We start from the raw sequence: 26,331 nt of genomic DNA on the forward strand, positions 1-26,331 counted from the left end.
CGCTGTCCTGCGTCCCTGGGGCGGACCGACCAGTCGAAGCGCTTCGATGTTGCTGCGAGGTTAAGTGAACACCCGGGGGTGCACAAGGGTCGCTTCCAAGATTCCTCGGAGCCACGAGGGGTGACCTGTTCTTATGCGCCGCTTGAAATATCGGTGTGCATCCCTTGACACCCACCCCTGCGTCGAATGAGCATCGAAGCGCTTCGAAAGGGCCTCGCCGCTCCATCGCAAGGGGAACCGCACGTGACCGCTCAAACGCCGCCCACGCCGCCTTTCCGCGATCCGCACCTGCCGTTCGCGAAGCGCATCGACGACCTGCTGACGCGGCTCACCCTGGACGAGAAGGTCTCCTTCCTGCACCAGTTCGCGCCCGCCGTGGACCGGCTGGGCATCGCCGCCTTCCGCACCGGCCAGGAGGCCCTGCACGGGGTGGCCTGGATGGGCCCGGCGACCGTGTTCCCACAGGCCGTGGGGCTCGGCGCGACCTGGAACACCGAACTGGTGCGCCGCGTCGGAGAGGCCGTGTCCAAGGAGGTCCGGGCGATGCGCGCCCGCGACGACCGGGTCGGCCTCAACGTCTGGGCGCCGACGGTGAACCTGCTGCGCCACCCGCTGTGGGGCCGTAACGAGGAGGGCTACTCGGAGGACCCGAAGCTGACCTCGGCCATCGCCACCGCCTACACCCGCGGCCTGCGCGGCGACCACCCCGTCTACTGGCGCACGGCCCCCGTGCTGAAGCACTGGCTGGCCCACAACAACGAGACGGACCGGGCCACTTCGTCCTCCTCCGTGCGCCCGCGGGTGCTGCACGAGTACGACCTGCGCGCCTTCCGGGAGACCGTGGAGGCAGGCGCGGTGGCCGGGGTGATGCCCGCCTACAACCTGGTCAACGGCCGCCCCAACCACGTCTCCCCGTACCTGCGCGAGCAGCTGCGCACCTGGACCGACGAGGACCTGCTGGTCTGCTCGGACGCCGGCGCGCCCTCCAACCTGGTCGACCACGAGCACTACTTCGACACCCACGAGGAGGCCACGGCGGCCGCCCTCCTCGCCGGCGTCGACAGCTTCACCGACCACGGCACCGACGGCTCCCGGATCGTCGCGCGGATCAAGGGGGCGCTGGAGCAGGGCCTGCTGACGGAGGCCGACATCGACACGGCGGTGCGCCGGCAGCTCTCGGTCCGCTTCCGCCTCGGCGAGTTCGACCCGCACCACGACCCGCATCCGGCCACCGCCGCCTTCGACACCCCGGCCCACCGCGACCTCGCCCGGGAGGCGGCGGAGCAGGCGGTCGTGCTCCTCAGGAACGACGGCGACCTGCTGCCGCTCGCGTCCGACGCCCGGATCGCCGTGGTCGGCCTGCTCGCCGACGAGTGCAAGCTCGACTGGTACAGCGGCACCCTGATCCACCGCTCCACCCCGCTGGAGGGCCTGTACGAGCGGTTCGGCGCGGAGCGCGTGGAGTTCGCGGAGGGCGTGGACCGGGTCCGGCTGCGGCTCGCCGACGGCACGTTCCTGCACGTACCGCGGGCGCCCGAGGCCGCCGACGAGGTGCGCGGGGCGGCGGGCGCCCTGGACCCGGCGCTGCTCGCGGGGCGCACCGACCTCCCGCCGCTCACCACCGACGCCGCCGAGGGCACCGAGTTCGCGCTCGTGGACTGGGGCGAGGGCGTGCTCACCCTGCGCGCCCCCGACGGCCGCTACCTCTCGGTCGCCGACGACGGGTTCGTCCGCGCCGCCGCGGACCAGCCCGGCGGCTGGGTCGTCCAGGAGACGTTCCGCCTGGAACCCCACGACAACGGTCACCTCCTCCGGCACCTCGGCACGGGTCGCCACGTCTGTGTCGCCGCCGACGGCGTGCGGGTTGCCGCCGAGAACGCCTCGGTCCTCGAACTGGTCGTCGTCGAGCGCGGTGAGGAGGCCGTGACCCGGGCCGCCGCCGCGGCCGACGTGGTGCTGGTCGTCGCGGGCAACGACCCGCACATCAACGGCCGCGAGACCGAGGACCGTACGACCCTGGCGCTGCCCCCGCAGCAGGAGCGGCTGCTGCGGGCCGCGCGGGCCGCCAACCCGCACACGGTGCTGGTGCTGGTCTCGGCGTACCCGTACGCGGTGGACACGGCCCGGCTGCCCGCGGTGGTGTGGACGGCGCACGGCGGCCAGGCGGCGGGCACCGCGCTGGCCCGGGTCCTGGCCGGGGACGTCTCCCCGGCGGGCCGCCTGCCGCAGACCTGGTACGCCGGCGACGCCGACCTTCCCGACCTGCTCGACTACGACGTGCTCGGCGCCCGCCAGACCTACCTCTACTTCGAGGGCACCCCGCTCTTCCCGTTCGGCCACGGCCTGTCCTACGCGTCCTTCGCCTACGCCGACCTGACGGCGGAGACGGTGGACGGGACGGTCCGCGTCTCCTGCACGATCACCAACACGGGCGATGTGACGGCCGACGAGGTGGCCCAGCTCTACACCCGGGCCGTGGAGCCGTCGTCGGTCCGCCCGCGCCGTGAACTCCTCGCCCACCGCAGGCTCACCCTGCCGCCCGGCGAGCGCACCGCCGTGACCTTCGAAGTCCCGCTCTCGGCCTTCGGGTTCTGGGACGTGGCGCGGGGCGGCCGGCGCCTGGAGCAGGGCGCGTACGACCTGCTGGTCGGCGCGTCGAGCGCGGACGTCCGGCTCCGGACGACGCTGGTCCTGGACGGCGAGCCGGCGGCTCCGCGTCCGGTCGCCGAACACGGCCTGGCCGCGGCCGACTTCGACGAGCAGTCGGGCACCGTGATCGTGGACCGCACGAGGTCGGCCGGTGACGCGGTCACCCCGGCGGACGACGACGGCACCGGCGAACTCGTCTACCGGGACTGCGACTTCGGCGCGGGCGTGACGGCGCTGACCGCGCGGGTGGCCGGGCGGGGCGTGCTGGAGCTGTCCCTGGACGGCGGGCCGCCGCGGGCGGTGCTGACACAGGCCGCCCCGACCGCGGACGCGTACGCCTACACCTCGCTCACCGCGGACTTCGCCGCCGAGGGCGTCCACGACGTCCGCCTGCGACTGCGCGGCCCGCTGCGGCTCGCGCACGTCGGCTTCTCCGGTTGAGGGTCCGGAGCGGCCGGCACGCGGAAGGGGCCCGGCACCGGCGGACACCGGTGCCGGGCCCGGCCGGAGCGGACGGTGGCACGGAAACGGCCGCAGCCCCCGCACAGCGGGCTGCGGCCGTACTGTCCCGGCTGTCCGTGGCAGGCCGGAGTCAGAGCGCGAGGCCGGTGAGGACCAGGACCCGCTCGTAGGTGTAGTCGTCCATCGCGAACCTGACGCCCTCGCGGCCGACGCCGGACTGCTTGACGCCGCCGTACGGCATCTGGTCGGCGCGGTAGGAGGGGACGTCGCCGATCACGACACCGCCGACCTCCAGCGCGCGGTGGGCGCGGAAGGCACCCTGGAGGTCGTGGGTGAACACGCCCGCCTGGAGGCCGTACTTGGAGGAGTTGACGGCGGCGAAGGCCTCGGCCTCGCCGTTCACCTTCTGCACGGTGAGGACCGGGCCGAAGATCTCCTCGCAGGAGACGGTGGTGTCGGCCGGGACGTCGGCGAGGACGGTCGGCGCGTAGCTGGCTCCGTCGCGGTCGCCGCCGGTGAGCAGGGTGGCGCCGGCCTCGACGGCCTCCTTCACCCACGCCTCGACGCGCTCGGCGGCCGCCTCGCTGACCAGCGGGCCGACGTCGGTCCTGTCGTCGGCGGGGTCGCCGGTGACCTGGGCCTCGACGGCGGCGACGATGCGCGGGAGCAGACGGTCGTAGACGGACGCGTCGGCGATGACCCGCTGCACGGAGATGCAGGACTGGCCGGCCTGGTAGTTGGAGAAGGTCGCGATGCGGGTGGCGGCCCAGTCCAGGTCGGCGTCGCTCGCGTAGTCGCCGAGGACGACGGCCGCGCCGTTGCCGCCCAGCTCCAGGGTGCAGTGCTTGCGCGGCACCGAGTCCATGATCGCGTAGCCGACCTTCTCGGAGCCGGTGAACGAGATGACCGGCAGCCGCTCGTCCTGGACGAGCGCGGGCATCCTGTCGTTGGCGACCGGGAGGATGCTCCAGGAGCCGGCCGGCAGACCGGTGGTCTCGGCGAGCAGGTCACCGATGATCAGGCCGGAGAGCGGGGTGGCCGGGGCCGGCTTGAGGATGATCGGCGCGCCGGCCGCGATCGCCGGGGCGATCTTGTGGGCGCAGAGGTTGAGCGGGAAGTTGAACGGCGCGATGCCGAGGACGACGCCCTTCGGGAAGCGGCGGGTCAGCGCGAGGCGGCCCTGGCCGCCGAGGTCGGTGTCGAGGCGCTGGGCCTCGCCGCCGTTGAAGCGGCGGGCCTCCTCGGCGGCGAACCGGAAGACGGAGACGGCACGGCCGACCTCGCCGCGCGCCCACTTGATCGGCTTGCCGTTCTCGGCGGAGATCAGCTGGGCGATCTCCTCGGTGCGCTCGACGAGGCGGCGGCTGACGTGGTCCAGGGCGGCGGCGCGCACGTGGGCCGGGGTGGCGGCGAACTCGTCGCGCACGGCGTACGCGGCGGCGACGGCCTCCTCGGTCTGGGCGTCGGTGGGCACGCTGACCGTGGCGACGAGGCGGCCGTCCCACGGGTTGGTGACGTCGAAGGATTCCTCGCCGGTGACCTGGCGGCCGGCGAGCCAGAAGGCGTGGGTGGAGGTCATGGAAGTACCGGCCTTTCCGCGTATCGGGTGTTCGTGCTCGGGTGTCGGGTGTCGGGTGTCGGGTGTCCGTCGCCCTTGTGATCCACCGTAGGACGGGGAGGCGGAATGAGCGCTTGTCCGGCGTGTAGTGGTGAGGGGCGGACGTGCGCCGGTTTGGCAGGAGCCCGCGCCGGGTGCGGGCCGCGGGTCAGTCCGAGGACGTGGCCTTCAGGGCGAGCCACAGCTCCATGCGGACGTCCGGGTCGTCCAGGGAGCGGCCGAGGATCTCCTCGACCCGGCGCATGCGGTAGCGCAGGGTGTGGCGGTGGACGCCGAGGTCGGCCGCCGCCGCGTCCCACTGGCCGTGCCGGGAGAGCCAGGCGCGCAGCGAGGCGACGAGGTCGCCGCGACCGGTCGCGTCATGCTCGTACAGCGCCCTGAGCAGGCCGTCCGCGAAGGCCCTGACCGCGTCGTCGGCGAGCAGCGGCAGCACCGAGCCGGACGCCAGCTGCTCGTGCTCGACCAGGACCCGGCCCCTGCGCCGCGCCACCGACAGCGCCTGTTCGGCCTGCTTGTAGGCGGCCGCCGCCCCGATCGGGCCGGACGGCGCGGAGAGCCCGACGACGAGTTCGTCGCCCTCCGGGGCCCCCTGCTCCGGCACCGCCCGCGCCGCCTCCAGGGCCGCCGCGTACTCGACGCACGCCGTCACCGCGGAGCCGCCGTCCCGGGCCAGCACCACCAGCCGCTCGCCCTCCGGCACCACCAGCACGGCCTCCCCGGAACGCGCCGCCGCCGACTCCACCGCCTCCGCGAGGCCGGTCAGCAGCTCGCCGCCGGAGTCCGCGACGACCATCCGGAACGGCGCGTCGAGCAGCCCGCCGTACAGGTCCCCGGCGACGGCCCGGGCGTGGTCCGGCTGCCCGGCGAGCAGCATGCGCAGCACCGCCGCGCCGACCCGCTGCTCGGCCGCGTGCAGGGAGCGGGAGCGTTCCGTCGTGAGGGTGAGCAGGGCGATGGCCGAGTGGACGGCGTAACGCTCCGCCGTGCCGAGGGCCGCTGCCGTACCGACGGCCAGGGCCGCCCTCGGGCGGCGGCCGGTGCCCAGTGAGTGCAGCTCCACCCGGTCCTCGTTGCCGGGGCCGCCGACCACCGACGACGCCGGTGCCGGGCGCTCCCGCAGCCGCTCCACCTCCGCGGTCAGCCGGGCCGCCCTGCGGCCCGCCCAGTCCGGTGCGGTGGCCACCACGGCGCCCGACGCGTCGTACAGCGCCGCCCAGCCGTCCACCTGCGCCGCGAGCGCGGACAGCACACCCTCCGGGCCGGCGTTCAGCGCCTGCCTGGTCAGCTCGCGCTGGGCGGCGAAGCCCGCGGTCACCGCGCGGTACTGCTCGGCCGCGATCGCCGCCGAGACGGCCTTGCTGATGGCGAGGAAGGGGGTCCGGCGCGGCACCTCCAGCAGCGGCAGGCCCTCCTGCTCGGCGGCGTCGACCAGGGCCTCGGGGATGTCGTCGTAGTTGACGCCGACCGCGAAGCCGAGGCCCACCACACCCGCTCCCACCAGGCGTTTCACATAACGCCGCATCGCCTGGTGATCCTCCGCGTCCAGCTTCAGCGCGGTGATCAGGAGCAGCTCCCCGCCCTCCATGTACGGCACCGGGTCGGCGAGTTCGCTGACATGGGCCCAGCGCACGGGCACGTCGAGGCGGTCCTCGCCCGCGCGCACGGTCAGCTTCAGCGCGGAGTGGTGGACGAGCGAGGCGAGCGTCGGTGGCATCGGGCCGTCAGTTCTTCTCTTCGAGTCGATCGTGAACATGCGGTCGTGAACGGGGCAGTGCTCTTTGGCCGTCCCGTATGAACGGCCTGTATCGATTCTGCCTCACTGTACGGTCGTGCGTGTCACCGTGTTCAGGGCCGGCCGACGCCCCTGAGGTCCACCAGGAGCGGCGGCGCGTGGTCGCCCTTGACCGTCGTCAGGGAGAGGACCGCGTGGCCCGACGGGACCCCGTGCGCCAGCTCCGAGGCCGACCAGCGCTCACGCTCCACCTGCCGGACGGTGACCGCCCTGGCCGTGGGCGCCTTGCCGGTGATGACCCGGCGTACGGCGTGCAGCGCCTTGCCCGCCGGGGTCTCCGCGATGATCTGGCGGTCGGTGACGTCCCGGGCCTCGGTCCACTCCTTGCCCCAGACCTCGGCGAAGTCCTGGCCGTCCCAGGGGGTGAGGCCGGCGAACGCCATCCGGCAGCCGGCGGCGCCGAGCAGGGGGCCGCGCAGCGGGCGGGGCACGTCGTCCAGGGTGCGCAGGGTCAGGGCCACGCCCGCGTTGGCGGAGCGCAGGCGCTGGATGCCGCGGACCGCCTCGGGCGTGACGACGCCGGTCGCGTCGTCGAGGAGCAGACAGGCGAAGAGCGAGCGGTCGTCCCGGACCGTCACGCTGGCCGTGAACTGGGCGAGCACCAGGCGGGCCAGGATGCGGGAGGCGTCGGCGTGGCCGCGTTCGGGCAGGTCGATACGGACCCGGACCGGGTGGTCGAGGGCCTTGAGGGAGAAGGGGCGGGATCGGCCCGAGGTGTCGAAGAAGGCCGCGAAGGCCGGACGGTCCAGCAGGGCGATGCGGTCGGCCAGGACCGCGCCCACGTCCCCGGGCTGGCCCATCTGGCGTTCCCGCGCGTCGAGTTCGCGCAGCAGCGACTCGTGTCCGGTGACCGTCAGCGCCTTGCGGAGCGCGCCGAGCGGGCCGGTGGAGCCGTCGAGGAGCTGGCGGAGTTCGGGGACGGAGGGGAACCGGCCGTGGACCGCCCGGAACGGGCCGAGCAGCTGGGCGAGGACGGTGGTGGAGCGGCGGCTGTCGCTGCCGGGGTGCGGGTCGGCGAGGTCGCCGACGAGGGCCTCGGCGAGTACGGCGGCGGCCTCGTCGGGGTCGGTGGTGCCGCCGTACAGGTCGAGGTCGTAGACGGAGTCGGGGTGGGCGACGCGGACGACGACGTCGTAGGCGTCGGCGGGGCCGAGCCCGGCGCCGGCCGCGCCGACGACGACCACGGAGGCGCGGCCGGCGAGGGCGTGCAGGCACAGCGACTCGGCGAGCGGGCGCACGAGCGTGCCGGTCTTGCCGGAGCCGGCCGGGCCGACGGCGAGCAGCGAGGTGCCGAGCAGGTCGGGGCCGAGGGCGAGGCCGCTGCCGCGGTAGTGGTACGGGTTGCGCGGGTCGTCGGCGGTGGTGCCGAGCCGGACCTGGCCGGTGACCAGGTCGTGCCGGGCGTGCCGGGCGGGCAGGTCGCGCTCGCCGGAGGGGTGCGGGCAGGCGGCGGCGCCGTCCTTGGCCACGGCGGCGGTGAACGTCGCCATGGTGTGCCGCCCGCTCCGCACGCCCTGCCAGGCACGGGCGATCCGGGCATGGTCCACGTCCCGCATCAACCCCCGCCGAGCCTCCCCGGCCAGGCGCTCGGCGGCGTCGTGGGCCCCGGCGGCCCGGAGCTGGGGCCACTCGGCCGGGTCTTCCTCCGGCGCCGGAGGCTCCGGACGGGACACGGAAGACTTGAACACCGGCATGACGAACCGCTTCCACACCTCGCTCCAGCGGCCCAGTTTGCCCACCACGAGCATGATCCCGAGAGCGACCAGATATGTGTATCCCGAGTAGATGAAGTGCGTCATGGACGGCGGGATCGTGGCGTTGTCACCCTGCCAGGAGCTGGGGAGAAGGAGCTGCAGCGGCAGTCCCCACCACGCCCCGAGATAGCCGTGCGTCAGCAGGGACCAGAGCAGCCATCCCACCAGGAACGCGATCAGCGCACCGCTGAGCAGCTGGCGGGCGGGGACCTGGTCCGGCTCCTGCTCGGGGCGGGGCCGGTACCCGAGCCGCCACACCCCCGGGGCCGCCTCCGGCCTCGGGATGCGGAGCCAGTCGAGGAAGGCGGAGCCGTCCGGGAGGGGGGGCATCGGCGGTGGTGCCGTCGGCCGCGGCGGTACCGCGGGCGCGCCCTCGACCGGCGTCCCGCCCGCATCCTGCGGCCCCGCCGGACGCGGCACAGGATTCGCGTGCGTGCCCCGTGCGTCCCGCGTCCCGTCGCTGTCCATCGCTCTCGCTCCCTGACCAGCCGTTCCGTCCACCTTCAGCCGCCAATCTAACGCCCTCACAAGGGGAGTTCACCGATTACGCGGCCGAGGGCCCCGCCGGCCGGCGCGGCGCGCCGCCCGGCGCACTATGTCCACCGAGGACAACGTCACTCTCCGACAACGCCCACATGGAGCATGCCCACCTCCCACACCCGGCTCTAGCCTGCGAAGAAAGAAGGAAAGCGTCCGAAAACGCACCACCGGCGCGACCGGGCGGCACCGTCCGGCACGTATCGGTACGCACCACTCATCAGGGAGCCCCCATGACCGCACTTCCGCAGGAGCGCCGCGTCGTCACCGCCATCCCCGGCCCCAAGTCGCAGGAGCTGCAGACCCGCCGTCTCGCCGCGGTCGCGCAGGGCGTCGGCTCCGTGCTGCCGGTGTTCACCGTCCGCGCGGGCGGCGGCATCATCGAGGACGTCGACGGCAACCGTCTGATCGACTTCGGTTCCGGTATCGCCGTGACCTCCGTGGGCGCCTCCGCCGAGGCCGTCGTCCGCCGGGCGAGCGCCCAGCTGGCCGACTTCACCCACACCTGTTTCATGGTCACCCCGTACGAGGGGTACGTCGAGGTCGCCGAGGCGCTCGCCGAGCTGACCCCCGGCGACCACGCCAAGAAGAGCGCCCTGTTCAACTCGGGCGCCGAGGCCGTGGAGAACGCCGTCAAGATCGCGCGTGCGTACACCAAGCGGCAGGCCGTGGTCGTCTTCGACCACGGCTACCACGGGCGCACCAACCTGACGATGGCGCTCACCGCCAAGAACATGCCGTACAAGCACGGCTTCGGTCCGTTCGCGCCCGAGGTCTACCGGGTGCCGGTCGCCTACGCCTACCGCTGGCCGACCGGCCCGGAGAACGCCGGCCCGGAGGCCGCCGCGCAGGCCATCGACCAGATCAGCAAGCAGGTCGGCGCCGACAACGTGGCCGCGATCATCATCGAGCCGGTGCTCGGCGAGGGCGGCTTCATCGAGCCGGCCAAGGGCTTCCTGCCCGCGATCCGCCAGTTCGCCGCGGACAACGGGATCGTGTTCGTCGCCGACGAGATCCAGAGCGGCTTCTGCCGTACCGGCCAGTGGTTCGCGTGCGAGGACGAGGGGATCGTCCCGGACCTGATCACCACCGCCAAGGGCATCGCCGGCGGTCTGCCGCTCGCCGCCGTGACCGGCCGCGCCGAGATCATGGACGCCGCGCACGCCGGCGGCCTGGGCGGCACCTACGGCGGCAACCCGGTCGCCTGCGCCGGTGCGCTGGGCGCCATCGAGACCATGAAGGAGCTCGACCTCAACGCCAGGGCGAAGAACATCGAGGCCGTCATGAAGGCCCGCCTCACCGCCATGGCCGAGAAGTTCGACGTCATCGGCGACATCCGCGGCCGTGGCGCGATGATCGCCATCGAGCTGGTCAAGGACCGTGCCACCAAGGAGCCGAACCCGGAGGCGGCCGGCGCCCTCGCCAAGGCCTGCCACCAGGAGGGCCTGCTGGTCCTGACCTGTGGCACCTACGGCAACGTGCTGCGCTTCCTGCCCCCGCTCGTCATCGGCGAGGACCTCCTCGGCGAGGGCCTCGACATCATCGAGCAGGCGTTCGCCTCGATCTGAGCCGCGGCTCGGTCCACAGGGCTCGCGCAGCCGGTACAAAGGCTGCCGAACCCGGGCGTCCCCACCGCCCCGGCCCTCCCGTCAGGCGTGATGCGCGGGGCTGGGGCGGCCGCCGTCAGGCCGTGTGAAGAAGGTGTGCGGGGTGCATGACGGGACGCGATTCCGCCTGTCGCCGCACCGGCCCCTGCCGTAGGTTCTATCCAGATGAGAGATACACCCCGCCCACAGGGGACTGTGGGCGATCTCAGGCCGGGGCCTCCCCAGCTTCGACCTGGTCGTGCCCTCGCGCACACAACCGGGGCCTCTGGCTCCGGATCTCCTCACCGATCGGACAGTCGCCCGCCCCAAACCCCCCGGGGCGCGCGGCGTTCCGATCCGGACGGCCGCCTCGGAACCACCCCCCCTGTTCCGGGGCGGCCGACCTCCTTCCCGCTCCTTCTCCTCACGGGGCTCGTGGGCCTGCCGGCCCTCCTCTTCGCGCTGATCACCTGGCAGGTCGTGACCCACGGTCCGCTGCTGCGCCTGGACAGCCGTCTGAGCGGCGCCCTCGTCCATCCGGACCGGTTCTCCGCGGGCCTGTCCGACCTCGGGAACGTGCAGGTCGCCGTCCCCGTCCTGGTCGCCGTCATCGCGTACGTCGCCCGGCGCGGCCGTGCCACAGGTACAGACCGCTGGTGGCTGCCGCCCGCGGCCGCCGCCGTTCTCATGGCCCTGGTCCCCGCGGTCATCGTGCCCCTGAAGGACTGGACGGCCCGTCCGGGCACCCCGGTGGTCCCCCCGGCGGTCGGCTACTTCCCCTCCGGGCACACGGCGACGGCCGCGATCGCGTACGGCTCCGCGGTCCTGATCCTGCTGCCCTGGCTCACGTCCCCGGCCGCCCGCCGGACCGCCGTCGGCGTCGGCGCGGCCCTGGTCCTCGGCGTCTCCTTCGGCCTGGTCCGCCGCGGCTGGCACTGGCCGCTGGACGTCCTGGCCAGCTGGTGCCTGAGCACGGTCCTGCTGACGGCGCTGGCCCTGCTGCTCGGCCGGACCGGCCGCAGGCGACCCCGGGGGGACCGGAGTCGCGGGCCTCGTTCCTGACGGGATCCGCGTCGGCCGCACGGGCGGCCGACGAGAGGGCGGTGGCGCCGGGCAGGACCTAGGCGTACGGCCCCGCGGCGTGGTTCACGCGGCCGATCGGCCGGCCGGCCCCGTATCCGCCGGACCCGCGGCGGTCACTCGCCCGCCAGGCCTGCGGCGGCCTCGTGCATGGCCAGTTCCAGCAGCGCCGGATCGGTCAGCGTCCCCGACCCGTCCGGCGCCACCAGCCACCGCACCCCCTGGGTCGACCGCCCCGGATACGGCACGACGATCCAGGTACCGGCACCTGCGGTCCTGATCCCCGTGCCGAGCCACCGCGCGGCCGTGCCGGGCGGCACGAAGAAGCCCACCCGGTTGTCCCCGAAGTCGACCAGGACGGGCCCCGGCCGGTCGAGGACGCGGGTGAGCACGTCGAGGGTGGGATAGCCGAGTTCCCCCGGCAGGATCAGTACGTCCCAGGCCCTGCCCGCCGGCAGCAGCGCGACCCCCAGCGGGCTGCGCTCCCACTCCCAGCGGCAGGACTCGGGATCCGGTGCGACGGATGTCAGCCATTCGACCGCCGTCTTCGCCCCAGTCATCAAAAGGACCTCCCCATCTCGCGCGTGGACGCGGGCGTCGCGTCCACGGGGAGAGAGGGAGGTCCTCCGGTGGCATTACGCGGGTTTCACCACCGCGATGGAGTGATCTGGATCACATGCGGGGATGGTCCGTCGCGCGGGTCAGCTGTCGAAGCCCAGTCCCAGCCGGTCCATGGTCCGCAGCCACAGGTTGCGGCGGCCCCCGTGGGAGTCCGCGCGGGCCAGCGACCACTTGGTGAGGGCGATCCCGGTCCAGGCGAACGGCTCCGGCGGGAACGGCAGCGGCTTCTTGCGGACCATCTCCAGCCGGGTGCGCTCGGTCTCCTCCCCCGCCAGCAGGTCCAGCATCACGTCGGCGCCGAAGCGGGTCGCGCCGACACCGAGGCCGGTGTAGCCCGCCGCGTACGCGACCTTGCCCTGGTACGCGGTGCCGAAGAACGCCGAGAAGCGGGAGCAGGTGTCGATCGCCCCGCCCCACGCGTGCGTGAAGCGGACGCCCTCCAGCTGCGGGAAGCAGGTGAAGAAGTGCTCGGCGAGCTTGGCGTAGGTCTCCGGCCGGTCGTCGTACTCGCGGCGGACCCGCCCGCCGTAGTGGTGGATCGCGTCGTACCCGCCCCACAGGACGCGGTTGTCGGCGGAGAGCCGGAAGTAGTGGAACTGGTTGGCGGAGTCGCCGAGGCCCTGGCGGTTCTTCCAGCCGATCGCGCCGAGCTGCTCGGCGGTGAGCGGCTCGGTCATCAGGGCGTAGTCGTAGACCGGGACGGTGTAGGACCGGACCCGCTTGACCAGGTTGGGGAAGATGTTGGTGCCGAGCGCGACCTGCCGGGCGCGGACCGACCCGTACGGGGTGCGTACGGCCATTCCGGCGCCGTACGCCTTCAGGTCGAGGGCGGGGGTGTGCTCGTGGACCCGGACGCCGAGGGCGAGGCAGGCCCGCTTGAGGCCCCAGGCGAGCTTGGCCGGGTGGAGCATGGCCACGCCCCGGCGGTCCCACAGGCCGGCCTCGAAGGTGGGAGAGGCGACCTGTTCGCGCACCGCGTCGGCGTCGAGGAACTCGACCCCGTCCGCGAGGCCCTTCTCCTCCAGTTCCCGGTGCCAGTCGCGCAGTTCCCAGGCCTGGTAGGTCTCGGTGGCGACGTCGATCTCGCCGGTGCGCTCGAACTCGCAGTCGATGCCGTGGCGGGCGACGGCGGCTTCGAGCTCGTCGAGGTTGCGCAGGCCCAGCTTCTGGAGTTCGTGGATCTCGTCGGGCCAGCGGGTGAGGCCGTTGGGCAGCCCGTGGGTGAGGGAGGCGGCGCAGAAGCCGCCGTTGCGGCCCGAGGCGGCCCAGCCCACCTCGCGGCCTTCCAGCAGGACCACATCGCGCCCGGGGTCGCGCTCCTTGGCGTTGAGCGCGGTCCACAGTCCGCTGTAGCCGCCGCCGACGACCAGCAGGTCGCAGGTGTCGGCGCCGGTCAGCGCGGGCTCGGGGTGGGGCTTGCCGGGGTCTTCCAGCCAGTACGGCACCGGCTGTGCTTCGGAGAGAGACCTGGTCCAGTCTGCCTGACGGCTCATGGCGCTTGGGGCCATGACTTTCAACTCCCTACAGGGCTGATGAAGACTACGCCTTCTGCTTGTTTCGGCGGTTGGTGACGAGCATCGACGCCAGCACGAACAGTACGGCGATCAGGAACATGGCCGTACCGATGACGTTGATCTGAACGGGCGTGCCGCGCTGTGCCGAACCCCAGACGAACATGGGGAAGGTGACGGTGGAGCCCGCGTTGAAATTGGTGATGATGAAATCGTCGAAGGAGAGCGCGAAGGAGAGCAGCGCGCCCGCCGCGATTCCGGGGGCCGCGATGGGGAGGGTGACGCGCAGGAACGTCTGCGCCGGTCCGGCGTAGAGGTCCCGGGCGGCCTCCTCGAGGCGCGGGTCCATCGACATCACACGCGCCTTGACCGCGGTGACGACGAAGCTGAGGCAGAACATGATGTGGGCGATCAGGATCGTGTAGAAGCCGAGCTGGGCGCCCATGTTGAGGAACAGGGTGAGCAGCGAGGCCGCCATGACCACCTCGGGCATGGCCATCGGCAGGAAGATCAGCGAGTTCACGGCGCCGCGCGCGCGGAAGCGGTAGCGGACCAGCGCGAAGGCGATCATCGTGCCGAGGGCGGTGGCCCCGATCGTCGCCCAGACGGCGATCTGGAGGCTGATGGAGAGCGAGCCGCACATGCCGGCCACCCCGCAGGGCTGCTTCCAGGCGTCCAGCGAGAACTGCTGCCATTCGTAATTGAAGCGCCCCTTCGGTTTGTTGAAGGAGAACACCGTGACGATGACGTTCGGAAGCAGGAGATATCCGAGCGTCACGAGTCCCGCGATGACGACGAGATTCTTCTTGAGCCAGTTGACGAAGGGCATTTAGACCAGATCCTCCGTCCCGGACCGGCGGATGTAGACCGTGACCATGAAAAGGATCGCGGCCATGAGGATGAAGGAGAGGGCGGCCGCCGTCGGATAGTCGAGAATCCGCAGGAACTGCGTCTGGATCACGTTTCCGATCATGCGGGTGTCGGTCGAGCCGAGGAGTTCGGCGTTGACGTAGTCACCGGCCGCCGGGATGAAGGTCAGCAGCGTGCCGGAGACCACGCCCGGCATCGACAGCGGGAAGGTGACCTTGCGGAACGTCGTCCACGGCTTGGCGTACAGGTCGCCGGCCGCCTCGTGCAGCCGTCCGTCGATGCGCTCCAGCGAGGTGTAGAGCGGCAGGATCATGAACGGCAGGAAGTTGTACGTCAGACCGCAGACGACGGCCAGCGGTGTGGCCAGTACGCGGTCGCCGGCCGTCCAGCCGAGGAAGTCGGTGACGCCGAGGACGTGCAGCGAGTTCAGGACGTGCACGACCGGGCCGTTGTCGGCGAGGATCGTCTTCCAGGCCAGGGTGCGGATCAGGAAGCTGGTGAAGAACGGCGCGATCACCAGGATCATGATCAGGTTCCGCCAGCGTCCCGCGCGGAAGGCGATCAGGTACGCCAGCGGGTAGCCGAGCAGCAGGCACAGGACCGTGGCGGCCGCGGCGTAGAAGACGGACCGCAGGAACTGCGGCCAGTACTCGCTCAGCGCGTCCCAGTAGGTCGCGAAGTGCCAGGTGACCTTGTAGCCCTCTTCCAGGGAGCCCGTCTGGACCGACGTGGACGCCTGGTAGATCATCGGCAGCGCGAAGAAGACGACCAGCCAGAGCAGGCCGGGCAGCAGCAGCCAGTACGGCGTCCAGCGCCCCCGCCTGCGCGTCGGCTTCTGCTGCTCCGGGGCCGGTACCGGAGGCGCTTCCGTCAGGGTGGCCATCAGGCGGCCTCTTCCTCGGTGCCGGCGGAGCCCACTGTCCCGGCAAGCAGGGACTGCGCCGCGTCGAGACCGAAGGTGTGGGCCGGGCTCCAGTGCAGGACGACGTCGGCGCCGGGGACCAGGCGTCCGTCGCGCTCGACGTTCTGCACGTACACCGCGAACTCGGGGCAGACCGCGCTGTCGATGACGTACTGCGTGGAGACGCCGATGAAGCTGGCGTCGGCGACCTTGCCGGTGATGCGGTTGCGTCCCTCGGGGATGGAGCCCGCGTCGTCCGCGTGGGTGAGGGAGATCTTCTCGGGGCGGATGCCGACGAGCACCTTGCCGCCGGTGGTGGCCGGCGCCGAACATCGCGCCTCGGGCAGCACCAGCTTGCCGCCGCCGGCCTTCAGCACGATGTCGTCGCCGCTGCGGGTGTCGACCTCGGCCTCGATCAGGTTCGAGGTGCCGAGGAAGTTGGCGACGAACGTGGTGTTCGGGTTCTCGTAGAGGTCGGCGGGCGAGCCGAGCTGCTCGACGCGGCCCGCGTTCATCACGGCGACCGTGTCGGCCATGGTCATGGCCTCCTCCTGGTCGTGCGTGACGTGCACGAAGGTGATGCCGACCTCGGTCTGGATGCGCTTGAGCTCCAGCTGCATCTGGCGGCGCAGCTTGAGGTCGAGGGCGCCGAGCGGCTCGTCGAGCAGGAGCACCTTGGGGTGGTTGATGAGGGCGCGGGCGACCGCGACGCGCTGCTGCTGGCCGCCGGAGAGCTGGTGCGGCTTCTTGCGCGCCTGCTCGCCCAGCTGGACCAGGTCGAGCATCTCCTCGACCTGCTTCTTCACGCTCTTGATGCCGCGCCGGCGCAGGCCGAAGGCGACGTTCTCGAAGATGTCGAGGTGCGGGAAGAGGGCGTAGGACTGGAAGACCGTGTTCACCGGCCGCTTGTACGGCGGCAGATGGGTCACGTCCTGGTCGCCGAGGTGCACGGTGCCGCTGGTCGGCTCCTCCAGGCCCGCGATCATGCGCAGGGTGGTGGTCTTGCCGCAGCCCGAGGCGCCGAGCAGGGCGAAGAAGGAGCCCTGCGGCACGGTCAGGTCCATCGGCTGTACGGCGGTGAAGCCGTTGTCGTACGTCTTGCCGATGCCGGTGAGGCGGACGTCGCCGCTGCTGTCTTTCGTCATGGTGTCGTCACGCCCCTGTGAGCTTCGCGAACTTCTGCTGGTAGGCCGTCTCTTCCTTCGAGCTCAGGGCACGGAAGGCATGGGACTTGGCCTGCATGGCCTTGTCGGGAACGATCAGCGGGTTGCCGGCCGCCGACTTGTCGATCTTGGCGAGGTACGGCTGCACGTCACCGACCGGGCTGACGTAGTTGACGTACGCGGAGAGCTGGGCGGCCGGCTCCGGCTCGTAGTAGTAGTCGATGAGCCGTTCGGCGTTGGTCTTGTGGCGCGCCTTGTTGGGGATCAGCATGTTGTCGGTCGACGTCATGTAGCCGCTGTCCGGGATGACGTAGGCGACGTCCGGGTTGTCGGCCTGGAGCTGCACGATGTCGCCGCCCCAGGCGACGCAGGCGGCCAGGTCGCCCTTGCTGAGGTCCGAGGTGTAGTCGTTGCCGGTGAAGCGGCGGATCTGGCCCTTGTCGACGGCCTTCTGGAGCCGGGCGATCACCGCGTCGTAGTTGTCGTCGGTGAACTTGCCCGGGTCGATGCCCATGTCGAGCATGGTCATGCCGACGGTGTCCCGCATCTCGGTCAGCAGCCCGACCCGGCCCTTGAGCGCGGGGTTGTCGAGCAGGTCGGAGACCGACGTCACCTCGACGCCGTCCAGCGCCTTCTTGTTGAAGGCGACGACGGTCGAGATGCCCTGCCAGGGGTAGGAGTAGGCGCGGCCCGGGTCCCAGTCGGGGCTGCGGAACTGCTCCGACAGGTTGGCGAAGGCGTTCGGGAGGTTGGCGACGTCCAGCTTCTGGACGTAGCCGAGCCGGATCATGCGGGCGGCCAGCCAGTCGGTGAGGACGATCAGGTCCCGGCCGGTGTCCTGGCCGGCGGCGAGCTGCGGCTGGATCTTGCCGAAGAACTCGTCGTTGTCGTTGATGTCCTCGGTGTACTTGACCGTGATGCCGGTCCGCTTGCGGAACGCGTCCAGCGTGGGGTGGGTCTTCCCGCTGTCGTCGACGTCGATGTACTCGGGCCAGTTGGAGAAGTTGACGACCTTCTCCTCGGCCGAGTGGTCGTCGGCGGAGACCCCGCCCTGGGACTTGCCGGCCGCGGGGATACCGCAGGCGCTCAGCGCCCCGACACCGCCCACCGCGAGCGCACCGCCCAGGAACGACCGGCGGGCCACTGCGGCCCGCCCGTTGCGGAGGCTGCGCCGCATGGCGGCCACTTCGACCGGGGTGGGGCGGTCGGGCTCGTACTGCCTCATGCGCTTGATGCCCTTTCGGGAAGGTGGCCGTGGTGAGCGGCCGGTGCTGACTATCGGTCCCCGAAGATCGTGCGGTGCCAGTCCTTCCGCGCCACCGCCGTGTTCTCGAACATTACGTGCTTGACCTGTGTGTATTCCTCGAACGAGTACGTCGACATGTCCTTGCCGAAGCCGGACGCCTTGTAGCCGCCGTGCGGCATCTCACTGATGATCGGGATGTGGTCGTTGACCCATACGCATCCCGCCTTGATCTCGCGCGTCGCACGATTCGCGCGGAAGACGCCGTTGGTCCACGCGGAGGCCGCCAGCCCGTACGGGGTGTCGTTGGCCAGCCGGATGCCCTCATCATCACTGTCGAACGGCAGAACGACCAGTACCGGCCCGAAGATCTCGGACTGGACGATCTCGCTGTCCTGGGGCGCGTCGGCGACCAGGGTCGGCCGGTAGTAGGCGCCGTCCTTGAGAGCGCCCTGCGGGGCCTCGCCTCCGGTGACCACGCGCGCGTAGCCGCGCGCCCGGTCCACGAAGGCGGCGACCCGGTCGCGCTGCACGTGCGAGATCAGCGGCCCGAGATCGGTCCCGGCGGCGAACGGGTCCCCGAGCCGCACGGTCTCCATCAGGGCCGCCGTGCGCTCCACGAAGGCCTCGTAGAGCGGCCGCTGCACGTACGCGCGGGTGGCGGCGGTGCAGTCCTGCCCGGTGTTGATGAGCGAGCCCGCGACGGCTCCGTGGACGGCCGCCTCCAGGTCGGCGTCGTCGAAGACGACGAACGGCGCCTTGCCGCCGAGCTCCAGGTGGAGCCGCTTGACGGTCGCGGTGGCGACCTCCGCGACCCGCTTGCCGACGCCGGTGGAGCCGGTGAACGAGGTCATGGCCACGTCGGGGTGCCCGACGAGGTGCTCACCGGCCTCCCGGCCGGTCCCGGTGACGATGTTGACGACACCGTCCGGGATACCGGCGGCCGTGGCCGCCTCGGCGAACAGCAGCGAGGTCAGCGGGGTCAGCTCGGCGGGCTTGAGCACGATGGTGTTGCCCGCGGCGATGGCCGGGAGGATCTTCCAGGCGGCCATCTGGAGGGGGTAGTTCCAGGGCGCGATGGAGCCGACGACCCCGATGGGCTCGCGGCGGACGTACGAGGTGTGGTCGCCCGAGTACTCGCCGGCCGCCTGCCCCTGGAGGTGCCGGGCGGCCCCCGCGAAGAACGCGGTGTTGTCGACGGTCCCCGGCACGTCGAACTCGCGGGTCAGCTTCAGCGGCTTGCCGCACTGCAGGGACTCGGCGCGGGCGAACTCCTCGGCCCGGTCGGCGAGCACGGCGGCGAAGCGGTGCAGCGCGTCCGACCGCTCGCCGGGGGTCGCCCCGGCCCAGCCGGGGAAGGCCGCGCGGGCCGCCGCGACCGCCGCGTCGACGTCGTCGGTCCCGGCCAGCTCGTAGGTGTACACCTCCGCACCGGTGGCCGGGTCGACGACGGCGTGGGTACGGCCGGACGTGCCCTTGGTGAGCCGTCCCGCGATGTACTGCGCGCCGTCGGCGAGCCGCTCCTGTGCGGGGAAGGTCTCCGGGGTGCCGGTGCCCGGGTTGTCCATGTCGCTTCTCCTCCGCCGTCATCCCGCCCAGATATGGCGGGTGGCGTAGCTCCAGCTCGATTTGACTGCCGATCCTGACAGAGCAGGGTGAGCGCAACAAGTGATTCCGTTGTTGCCTTTTGGTTACGCGACGGAATCTGTCGACCAGGTGTCGAGTCCGGGCGGAAAAGGCAGGACGGAGTGTCAGTGGTGCCTGCCAGACTGGCGTGCATGGCGAAGATCGATTCCGTGGAAGCCCTGATCAGGGCGGTCCGGGCGGGGGCCGGGATCAAGTACCTGCACTTCTGGGGCCACCGGCCGGGACCGGGCGGCCGGCTCTCGGCGAGCTGCCTGAGCCAGTGGTGGCCGTCACCCTTCGTGGTCGAAGGGGTGGAGTACGCGACCGCCGAGCACTGGATGATGGCGGGCAAGGCGAGGCTTTTCGGGGACGCGGCGGCGGAGCGGCGGGCCCTGGCGGCGGAGCACCCCGCCGAGGCGAAGAAGGCGGGCCGGCTGGTCCGGGGGTTCGACGAGGCGACCTGGCAGCGCGAACGCCTCCGGATCGTCACCGAGGGCAGCGTGCACAAGTTCGCGGCCGACGGGGAGCTGCGCGGGTTCCTGCTGGGGACCGGGAGCCGGGTGCTGGTGGAGGCGAGCCCGGTGGACCGGGTGTGGGGCATCGGCCTCGCGGCGACGGACCCGGGGGCGGACGACCCGGAACGCTGGCGGGGGCTGAACCTCCTGGGCTTCGCCCTGATGGAGGCGAGGGAGCGCCTTCTGGAGTGACGGCGCCCGCCCTTCACCGCCCCGTGACGGCTGCCTCGTGACGGCTGTCCCGTGACGGCTGCGTCGTGGTGGCTACCTGGTGGTGGCGAAGACGATCAGCACGATGAACGCGACGGCGAGGAAGAGCCCGGCCGACCCGCAGATGATCCCGGCCAGCGCCTGCCCGCCGTTCGTGGCCTCGCCCCGCTTCGCCCGCCCCTTGCCGATCACACCGAAGACGATCGCCAGCACCCCCATCACCAGCGCCACGGGCCACATGCAGAACCCGACCGCGGAGATGATCCCGGTGACGAGGGAGGCCGTACCGAGCCCGTTGTTCGGCATCGGCTGCATCCCCGGCCAGCCGCCGTACCCCATGGGCCCGGCCGGGTACGAAGGAAGCGACGGGCCGGGGTACCCGTAGGGGACGTGCCCCGGCCCGTCCGGCCCCACCGGCGGCGGAGGCACCGCCGCGCTCTGCGGCCGCGGCGGCACGGGCGCGTAAGGGTGGTTCGGCGCCGGGTAGGGGTTCGGCTGCGCGTAGGGGCCGGGCGCCGCGAAGGGGTTCGCCGACGGGGCCTGCGGGCGGTCCGAGGGCGCGGCGTACGGGTTGGCCCACGCCGGGGGCGCCGCGTCGGCCGGAGCGTCCGCCGCCGCCCCCGGCACCTCCGCGTCGGTCCGCTTGTCCAGCCGTATCTTCGGAGTCTGCGGCATCTCGTCAGCCATCGTGCGACGTCCCCTCTCCCGCGCGTATGCCGCCGTCATGCTAAAGCCCGTCCCCGTCGAACGGCGGTCCGGCCTACGATGACCTGGATCCACCGATCAGCCGATCACCGCGCCGGGCCCCACGGCCGTACCACCGCGTACCACCGCCGTGGGCGGACCCGCGCCGTTCCGGGGAGGAACCCTTGACCGACCGCCACGCCGAACCCGCCGCCCCGCGCGACGCCGCCCCGCGCGACGTGCACGCCTTCGTCGCCGGGCTGCCGAAGGCCGAACTGCACGTCCACCACGTCGGCTCCGCCTCCCCCCGGATCGTGTCGGAACTGGCCGCCCGGCACCGCGACTCCAAGGTCCCCAGCGACCCCGAGGCGCTGGCCGAGTACTTCACGTTCACGGACTTCGCCCACTTCATCGACGTCTACCTGTCGGTCGTCGACCTGATCCGCACGCCCGAGGACGTCCGGCTGCTCACCTACGAGGTGGCCCGTGACCTGGCCCGCCAGCAGGTGCGGTACGCGGAGCTGACCATCACCCCGTTCTCCTCGACCCGGCGCGGGATCGACGCGCGGGCCTTCATGGACGCGATCGAGGACGCCCGCAAGGCGGCGGAGGCCGAGTTCGGGACGGTGCTGCGCTGGTGCTTCGACATCCCCGGCGAGGCGGGTCTTGAGGCCGCCGAGGAGACGGTCAGGCTCGCGACCGACGACCGCTTCCGCCCGGAGGGCCTGGTCTCCTTCGGGCTCGGCGGCCCGGAGATCGGCGTGCCCCGGCCGCAGTTCAAGCCGTACTTCGACCGGGCGGTAGCGGCGGGCCTGCACTCCGTGCCGCACGCCGGTGAGACCACCGGCCCGGAGACCGTCTGGGACGCCCTCGTCGAACTGCACGCCGAGCGCATCGGCCACGGCACCAGCTCCGCGGCGGACCCGAAGCTCCTCGCCCACCTGGCCGAGCACCGCATCCCGCTGGAGGTGTGCCCGACCTCCAACATCGCCACCCGCGCCGTGCGCACCCTCGACGAGCACCCGATCAGGGCCTTCGTGGACGCCGGTGTCATGGTCACGGTCAACTCCGACGACCCGCCGATGTTCGGCACCGACCTCAACACCGAGTACGCGGTCGCCGCCCGCCTCCTCGGCCTCGACGAGCGCGGCATCGCCGGCCTCGCCGGGAACGCGGTGGAGGCGTCCTTCCTCGACCCGGCCGGCCGGAACCGGATCGCCGCCGAGATCGACGCCTACACCGAGGCGTGGCTCGCCTCCTGACGGGCTCCCGCGCGGTCCCGGGGAGTGGGGACCCGAGCGCGGCGGGGCCCTGAGAGCATGGGGCCCATGCAGACCGTGACCGCCGTGGCCCACCGCGGCGACCCCTACCGCATCCGCGAGAACACGCTCGACTCCCTGCGTTCCGCGCTCCGCCGGGGCGCGGACGCGGTGGAGACCGACGTACGCCTCACCCGTGACGGCGTCCCCGTGCTGCTGCACGACGACACGCTCAAGCGGCTGTGGGGGCACGACCGCCCGCTGCGCACCCTGTCGGCCAACGAGGTGCGCGGGCTTACGGCGGGCGGTGTCCCGACCCTCGCCGAGGCGCTGGCGGCGACGGACGACGGCCGGGTGATGATCGACCTGCCGGGCGACCCGAGCGGGCGGGCGGTGGCCAGGATCGTGGCCGTGGTCCGGGAGTGCGGAGCGGCGGACCGCGTCCACTACACCGGCGACGCGCCCGTGATGCTGAGGGTCCGGGCGGCCGACGCGGGGGCCGAGATCGCCCTGACCCACAAGAGCCTGGCCCCGGCCCGCCCGGTGCTCCTGGACGCGATCCGCCCCCGCCACCTCAACTACCGGTTCAGCCTGCTCACCCACGACCTCGTCGAGCACGTCCACCACAGCGGCTACCTGGTCTCCTGCTGGACCCCGGACACCCGCCGCTCGATGCGCCGGCTGCTGGCGGCGGGCGTCGACTCGATCACCACGAACCGGGTCGACGTGCTGAACGCGCTGCGCGGTCGCACGGCCGACCGCTGAGGGACCGTCGCCGGATCGGCGGGCGCCCGCCACCCGGTCGGCGCATACCGCGGACCCTAGGAGGATTCCCTGTTAACTCCCCTATTCAGTAGGGCAGTTGATGGGCGAGGGCTCAGGGGCGCACGCCCTCCTCGGCGACGATCCGGCCGCCGCCGCGGAGCCCGGAGGATGACGAGGTCTCCTCGTCCCTCCCCTCCCCCCGGAGTCCCCTCATGCGTGTCCGCACCCGGAGCACCGCGCTCGCCGCCGCTCTCGCCCTGGCCCTCGCCGCGGGCCTCCCTGGCCGTGCCCGCCCTCGCGGCCGCCCCGGCCCGCCGCCGCGGGCGCCGCCACCGGCCCGGACGCCGAGGCGCTGCGGGCCGCGCTCGCCGGGCTGCCCGACGCGGACGCCACGGCCGCGCTGGTGCGGGTCGGCGGCGCCGACGGCGTCTGGCGCGGCAGCGCGGGCGTGCACGACCTGGCCGGCGGATCGCGCCGGCCGCGCTCAGCCGGCCGTGAGCACGAGCGCCCCGGTGTAGGTGGTGCCCGGGGTGAGGGCGGTCGCCGTGCCGTCGACGGTGAGGGTGAGGGTCCGGCCCGCCGGTGCCTTCACCGCCGCGTCCGCGTCGACGGCCAGCTTCGTCAGGTACGAGGTGCCGGTGACCGTCCAGGCCGAGCCCGCGCCCAGCTTCACGATCACGCCGTTGTTGACCGCGGCCCGCGGGGTGTTGGTGACGTGGTTGATCTGCCGCCACTCGGCCGAGGTGATGGTGGGGACGGCGTGCCGGGAGACCGAGGCGGAGATCACGCCCTCGATCCTGGTGCGTTCGAAGGACACGACCAGGTTCTTGCCGGTGCGCATCGCGTTGTAGAAGTCGCCCCGGAGCGTGATGTCGGTGAAGGCGGCGGTGGCGTCGGCGGTGTGCTCGGCGGTGGTGTCGAAGGAGGTGTCCTTCGCCGGGTCGTCGGTGGGCTCGGTGTAGGTGCCGGTCATGGAGCCCGGATCGTCGGTCTCCATGATCTGGACGAGGACGCCGTTGCCCGCGTGCAGGCGGGCGCCCTGGGAGCCGTCCACGGTGATGGCGATCCGCTTGGCCTTGTCGAGGAACATGGTCTCCGCGGTGGTGAACCGGGTGCCGCCGCCGATCGTCACCGAGCCGCCGTCGCCGCTGTGCCACATCACGCCGAAGCCGCGCGAGGTGACGACCGACGGGCGGGGCTCGATCGCCGCCAGCTCCCGCGCGGTGAGCCCGAGACCGAGTTCGGTGTTGAGCGCGGCCACCGCCTCGCGGGTGCTGTCGCCGAAGGTGACGGGGCTGCCGGTGGAGACGGCGGCGAAGGTGGCCACGTCGAAACGGGTGCCGAGGAAGAGGTCCTGCTGGCTGGTGCCGTCGGCGTAGGTGCCGTAGCCGGAGTCGCCGGTGAGGGCGACCGTGCTGTTGATCGCGGTGAGCCGGGAGTTGCGGACCGAGTCGGTGGAGAGCACGCCCCAGGACTCCGAGGAGACACGGGAGTTGATGTAGGTGGCGGTGGTGTTCTCGCCGAGGACGTTGGTGGCGCGCACGTTGCCGCTGAGGCCCAGCATCCAGGGCACGGTCATCATGTCGGCGCCGAACCCGGGTTCGTAGTCGGCGGGGAGGACGCCCTCGCGGGTGTGGACGCGGGAGTTCTTGACGATGACATCGGCGCCGTCGCGGGCGATGATCCCGGTGCGGACCGCGCCCCGGTTCTCGATGTCGGCGCCGTCCACCACCAGCCGGGTGCCGTCCCCGGCGCCGGTCACGGCGGAGCCGTAACCGGCGAAGTCCAGGCGGCCGTTGCCGTCGAAGCGGATGCGGGGGTTCTCCAGGACGTAGGAGGAACCGCCGGCGACGAAGAAGCCGTTGAACGCCTCGCCGGTGGAGGTGAGGCCGACGTTCCCGGCGCAGGCGTCGGTGAGGCGGCCGCCGCGTACGGCGGAGAGCACCGAGTTCGCCGTGACGACTCCGTCGGCGCCGACGTAGACGGCCTGGCGGAGGTGGAAGGTGGCGCCGGCGAAGGACTCCGGGTGGTCGACGGCGGGGGTGACGACGACATCGCCCCGGTACGTCCCCGCCGCGATCACGGTGGCCCAGCCGTAGGTGCCGTCCAGGGCGGAGCCGGTCTCCACGCCGTTCACGGTCAGGGAGAGGGTGTGTCCTTCGGGGGCGGCGAGGACGGCGCCCTCCTCGACGACGAGCCGGTCGAGCCGGGTGATCCCGGTGACCTCCCAGGTCTCCCCCGCGGCGACGGTCCGGCTCCGGCCTCCGGCCGCCCGTGCCGCCGCCGGGGCGAGCAGCGTGGGCGCGGCGGCGGCGCCTGCGACGACGAGCAGCGCGCGCACCCTCGCCCGCATGGTCACCCCGCGCTCGGCACGGGCCTGTTCCTCGGTCCTCAGGGTGTCTCTGGGCATGCGGAACTCCCTTGTGCCCCGCGGCTGTTCACGGAGCGATCGACGTCAGGGGGTGCGGGAGGGAGTGAAGCAGCGCCCGGGCAAGGCACAGAAGGGAGCCGTCGCCGTGAATGGGGGCGGGGGCCATGGCCATGCGAGATATGAACCATCCCCGGGGGCGGTCTCCCGGTGGCGCGGGAGCGGGCGTAGCATGTGAACGAAACAGTTTCGTTCACGGAACGGACCTCGCATGGAGAAGACAGGCATGGTCTCCGTACTCGTCGTCAACGACCAATCGCTCCAGCGCCTCGCCCTGCGCATGCTCCTCGCCGCCGAGCCGGGCCTGACGGTCGTCGGGGAGGCGGCGGACGGGGACGAGGCGATCCGTGCGAGCGCCGCGCTCCGCCCCGACGTCGTCCTCGTCCACACCGGGCTCTCCGGAACGACCACCACCCGCACCATCCACCACCTGACCCACCCGCCCGCCTCCCGCCCCGGAACCCCCGGCGGCTCCCGCACCCCCGGCGGCTCCACCGGCCCGGGGCGTTCCGGCGGGGCGGAGGCGGGGGTGCCCCGGGTCCTGGTGCTGACCGGTGCCGGCCGGGAGGCGGAGGCGTGGGGGGCTCTGCGGGCGGGGGCCGGGGGGTTCCTGCTCGACGACGCCGATCCGGCGGAACTGACCGCGGCCATCCGGGTCGTGGCCGCCGGGGACGCCGTCATCACCCCCGGGCTGACCCACGCGCTGATCGACGCCGTACGCCGGCAGCGGACCGTCCGCGCGCTCCCCCGCACGCCGGGCCCCGGCGCCCTCACCCGGCGCGAGCGGGACGTCCTCATCGCCGTGGCCTCCGGCTGGTCCAACGCCGAGATCGCCCAGTGGCTGTCCATCGCCCCCACCACCGTGAAGACCCACGTCAGCAACGTCCTCGCCAAGATCGGCGCCCGCGCCCGGGTCCAGGCGGTCGCCTTCGCCTACGAGTCGGGCCTGATCCGGCCGGCGGCCTAGGTGTATTGCCCTGTGAGGTTGGGGACGCGGCTGGCGGGTGGTTTGCCTGCGAGCGCGGTGTGTCCGCGGTGGTGATTGTAGGTGTGCAGC

19 protein-coding genes are annotated in these 26,331 nt (G+C 72.5%); 7 read left to right on the forward strand and 12 right to left on the reverse strand.

The genetic code is table 11. The features are described from left to right. Nucleotides 1-243 precede the first annotated feature (243 nt). Nucleotides 244-3,090 carry a glycoside hydrolase family 3 C-terminal domain-containing protein gene (locus ACZ619_RS39615; RefSeq protein ID WP_469609959.1) on the forward strand — a complete coding sequence of 949 codons (2,847 nt, stop codon included), beginning with the start codon at nt 244-246 and terminating at the stop codon, nt 3,088-3,090. Nucleotides 3,091-3,241: 151 nt separating this feature from the next. Here the strand turns inward: ACZ619_RS39615 and ACZ619_RS39620 are convergent, their stop codons facing one another. The 3 genes from ACZ619_RS39620 to ACZ619_RS39630 all read right to left on the reverse strand — a co-directional run bounded on the left by ACZ619_RS39620 (nt 3,242) and on the right by ACZ619_RS39630 (nt 8,743). After that, entirely contained in the window at nt 3,242-4,690 is a 1,449-nt protein-coding gene (locus ACZ619_RS39620; RefSeq protein ID WP_469609962.1) for an aldehyde dehydrogenase family protein, read from the reverse strand. Nucleotides 4,691-4,877: 187 nt separating this feature from the next. Beyond that, nucleotides 4,878-6,443, reverse strand: coding sequence for a PucR family transcriptional regulator (locus tag ACZ619_RS39625; protein WP_469609964.1), 1,566 nt, complete (start codon nt 6,441-6,443; stop codon nt 4,878-4,880). A 131-nt stretch (nt 6,444-6,574) separates the two neighbouring features. Beyond that, on the reverse strand, nt 6,575-8,743 hold the full coding sequence (locus ACZ619_RS39630; RefSeq protein WP_469609967.1) for an ATP-binding protein: 2,169 nt from the start codon (nt 8,741-8,743) through the stop codon (nt 6,575-6,577). 302 nt (nt 8,744-9,045) lie between these two features. Between ACZ619_RS39630 and gabT the strand changes: the two genes are divergently transcribed. Next, nucleotides 9,046-10,380: a 4-aminobutyrate--2-oxoglutarate transaminase gene (gabT, locus tag ACZ619_RS39635; RefSeq protein WP_469609970.1), complete on the forward strand. Its 1,335-nt coding sequence runs from the start codon at nt 9,046-9,048 to the stop codon at nt 10,378-10,380. Between the two features lie 234 nt (nt 10,381-10,614). Continuing rightward, entirely contained in the window at nt 10,615-11,460 is an 846-nt protein-coding gene (locus ACZ619_RS39640) for a phosphatase PAP2 family protein (protein WP_469609973.1), read from the forward strand. A 134-nt stretch (nt 11,461-11,594) separates the two neighbouring features. On the opposite strand, the gene ACZ619_RS39645 is transcribed toward ACZ619_RS39640, so the two are convergent. The 7 genes from ACZ619_RS39645 to ACZ619_RS39675 form a co-directional block, all read right to left on the reverse strand. Beyond that, nucleotides 11,595-12,038 carry a hypothetical protein gene (locus tag ACZ619_RS39645; RefSeq protein ID WP_469609975.1) on the reverse strand — a complete coding sequence of 148 codons (444 nt, stop codon included), beginning with the start codon at nt 12,036-12,038 and terminating at the stop codon, nt 11,595-11,597. 141 nt (nt 12,039-12,179) lie between these two features. Continuing rightward, nucleotides 12,180-13,607, reverse strand: coding sequence for an NAD(P)/FAD-dependent oxidoreductase (locus tag ACZ619_RS39650; RefSeq protein ID WP_469609977.1), 1,428 nt, complete (start codon nt 13,605-13,607; stop codon nt 12,180-12,182). 31 nt (nt 13,608-13,638) lie between these two features. Continuing rightward, nucleotides 13,639-14,439 carry an ABC transporter permease gene (locus tag ACZ619_RS39655; protein ID WP_469609980.1) on the reverse strand — a complete coding sequence of 267 codons (801 nt, stop codon included), beginning with the start codon at nt 14,437-14,439 and terminating at the stop codon, nt 13,639-13,641. Continuing rightward, nucleotides 14,440-15,363 (reverse strand): ABC transporter permease, encoded by a 924-nt coding sequence (locus ACZ619_RS39660; protein ID WP_469609983.1) that lies wholly within the window; start codon nt 15,361-15,363, stop codon nt 14,440-14,442. It abuts the gene before it with no gap. Next, nucleotides 15,363-16,526 (reverse strand): ABC transporter ATP-binding protein, encoded by a 1,164-nt coding sequence (locus ACZ619_RS39665; protein ID WP_469609986.1) that lies wholly within the window; start codon nt 16,524-16,526, stop codon nt 15,363-15,365. Before ACZ619_RS39665 ends, ACZ619_RS39660 begins: the two co-directional genes overlap by 1 nt. A gap of 7 nt (nt 16,527-16,533) precedes the next feature. Continuing rightward, nucleotides 16,534-17,769 carry an ABC transporter substrate-binding protein gene (locus ACZ619_RS39670; protein ID WP_469609989.1) on the reverse strand — a complete coding sequence of 412 codons (1,236 nt, stop codon included), beginning with the start codon at nt 17,767-17,769 and terminating at the stop codon, nt 16,534-16,536. A 50-nt stretch (nt 17,770-17,819) separates the two neighbouring features. Continuing rightward, nucleotides 17,820-19,355, reverse strand: coding sequence for a gamma-aminobutyraldehyde dehydrogenase (locus ACZ619_RS39675; protein ID WP_469609991.1), 1,536 nt, complete (start codon nt 19,353-19,355; stop codon nt 17,820-17,822). Nucleotides 19,356-19,565: 210 nt separating this feature from the next. Here ACZ619_RS39675 and ACZ619_RS39680 point away from each other — a divergent pair, with 210 nt between their 5' ends. Next, nucleotides 19,566-20,120: an NADAR family protein gene (locus ACZ619_RS39680; protein ID WP_469609993.1), complete on the forward strand. Its 555-nt coding sequence runs from the start codon at nt 19,566-19,568 to the stop codon at nt 20,118-20,120. Between the two features lie 72 nt (nt 20,121-20,192). Here ACZ619_RS39680 and ACZ619_RS39685 read toward each other — a convergent pair whose 3' ends face one another. Then, nucleotides 20,193-20,825: a DUF4190 domain-containing protein gene (locus tag ACZ619_RS39685; RefSeq protein WP_469609995.1), complete on the reverse strand. Its 633-nt coding sequence runs from the start codon at nt 20,823-20,825 to the stop codon at nt 20,193-20,195. Nucleotides 20,826-20,920: 95 nt separating this feature from the next. Between ACZ619_RS39685 and ACZ619_RS39690 the strand changes: the two genes are divergently transcribed. Together ACZ619_RS39690 and ACZ619_RS39695 are read left to right on the forward strand one after the other, a co-directional pair. Beyond that, nucleotides 20,921-22,084, forward strand: a complete 1,164-nt coding sequence (locus ACZ619_RS39690; RefSeq protein WP_469610006.1) for an adenosine deaminase — start codon at nt 20,921-20,923, stop codon at nt 22,082-22,084. A gap of 66 nt (nt 22,085-22,150) precedes the next feature. Further along, nucleotides 22,151-22,846 carry a glycerophosphodiester phosphodiesterase gene (locus ACZ619_RS39695; RefSeq protein ID WP_469609998.1) on the forward strand — a complete coding sequence of 232 codons (696 nt, stop codon included), beginning with the start codon at nt 22,151-22,153 and terminating at the stop codon, nt 22,844-22,846. Between the two features lie 484 nt (nt 22,847-23,330). Here the strand turns inward: ACZ619_RS39695 and ACZ619_RS39700 are convergent, their stop codons facing one another. Further along, nucleotides 23,331-25,256 carry a hypothetical protein gene (locus tag ACZ619_RS39700; RefSeq protein ID WP_469610001.1) on the reverse strand — a complete coding sequence of 642 codons (1,926 nt, stop codon included), beginning with the start codon at nt 25,254-25,256 and terminating at the stop codon, nt 23,331-23,333. A 244-nt stretch (nt 25,257-25,500) separates the two neighbouring features. On the opposite strand from ACZ619_RS39700, the gene ACZ619_RS39705 reads away from it, so the two are divergent. Further along, on the forward strand, nt 25,501-26,241 hold the full coding sequence (locus ACZ619_RS39705) for a LuxR C-terminal-related transcriptional regulator (protein ID WP_469610010.1): 741 nt from the start codon (nt 25,501-25,503) through the stop codon (nt 26,239-26,241). The last annotated feature ends 90 nt before the right edge of the window (nt 26,242-26,331 follow it).

The sequence above is a fragment of the Streptomyces sp. NPDC104367 genome (assembly GCF_055583825.1).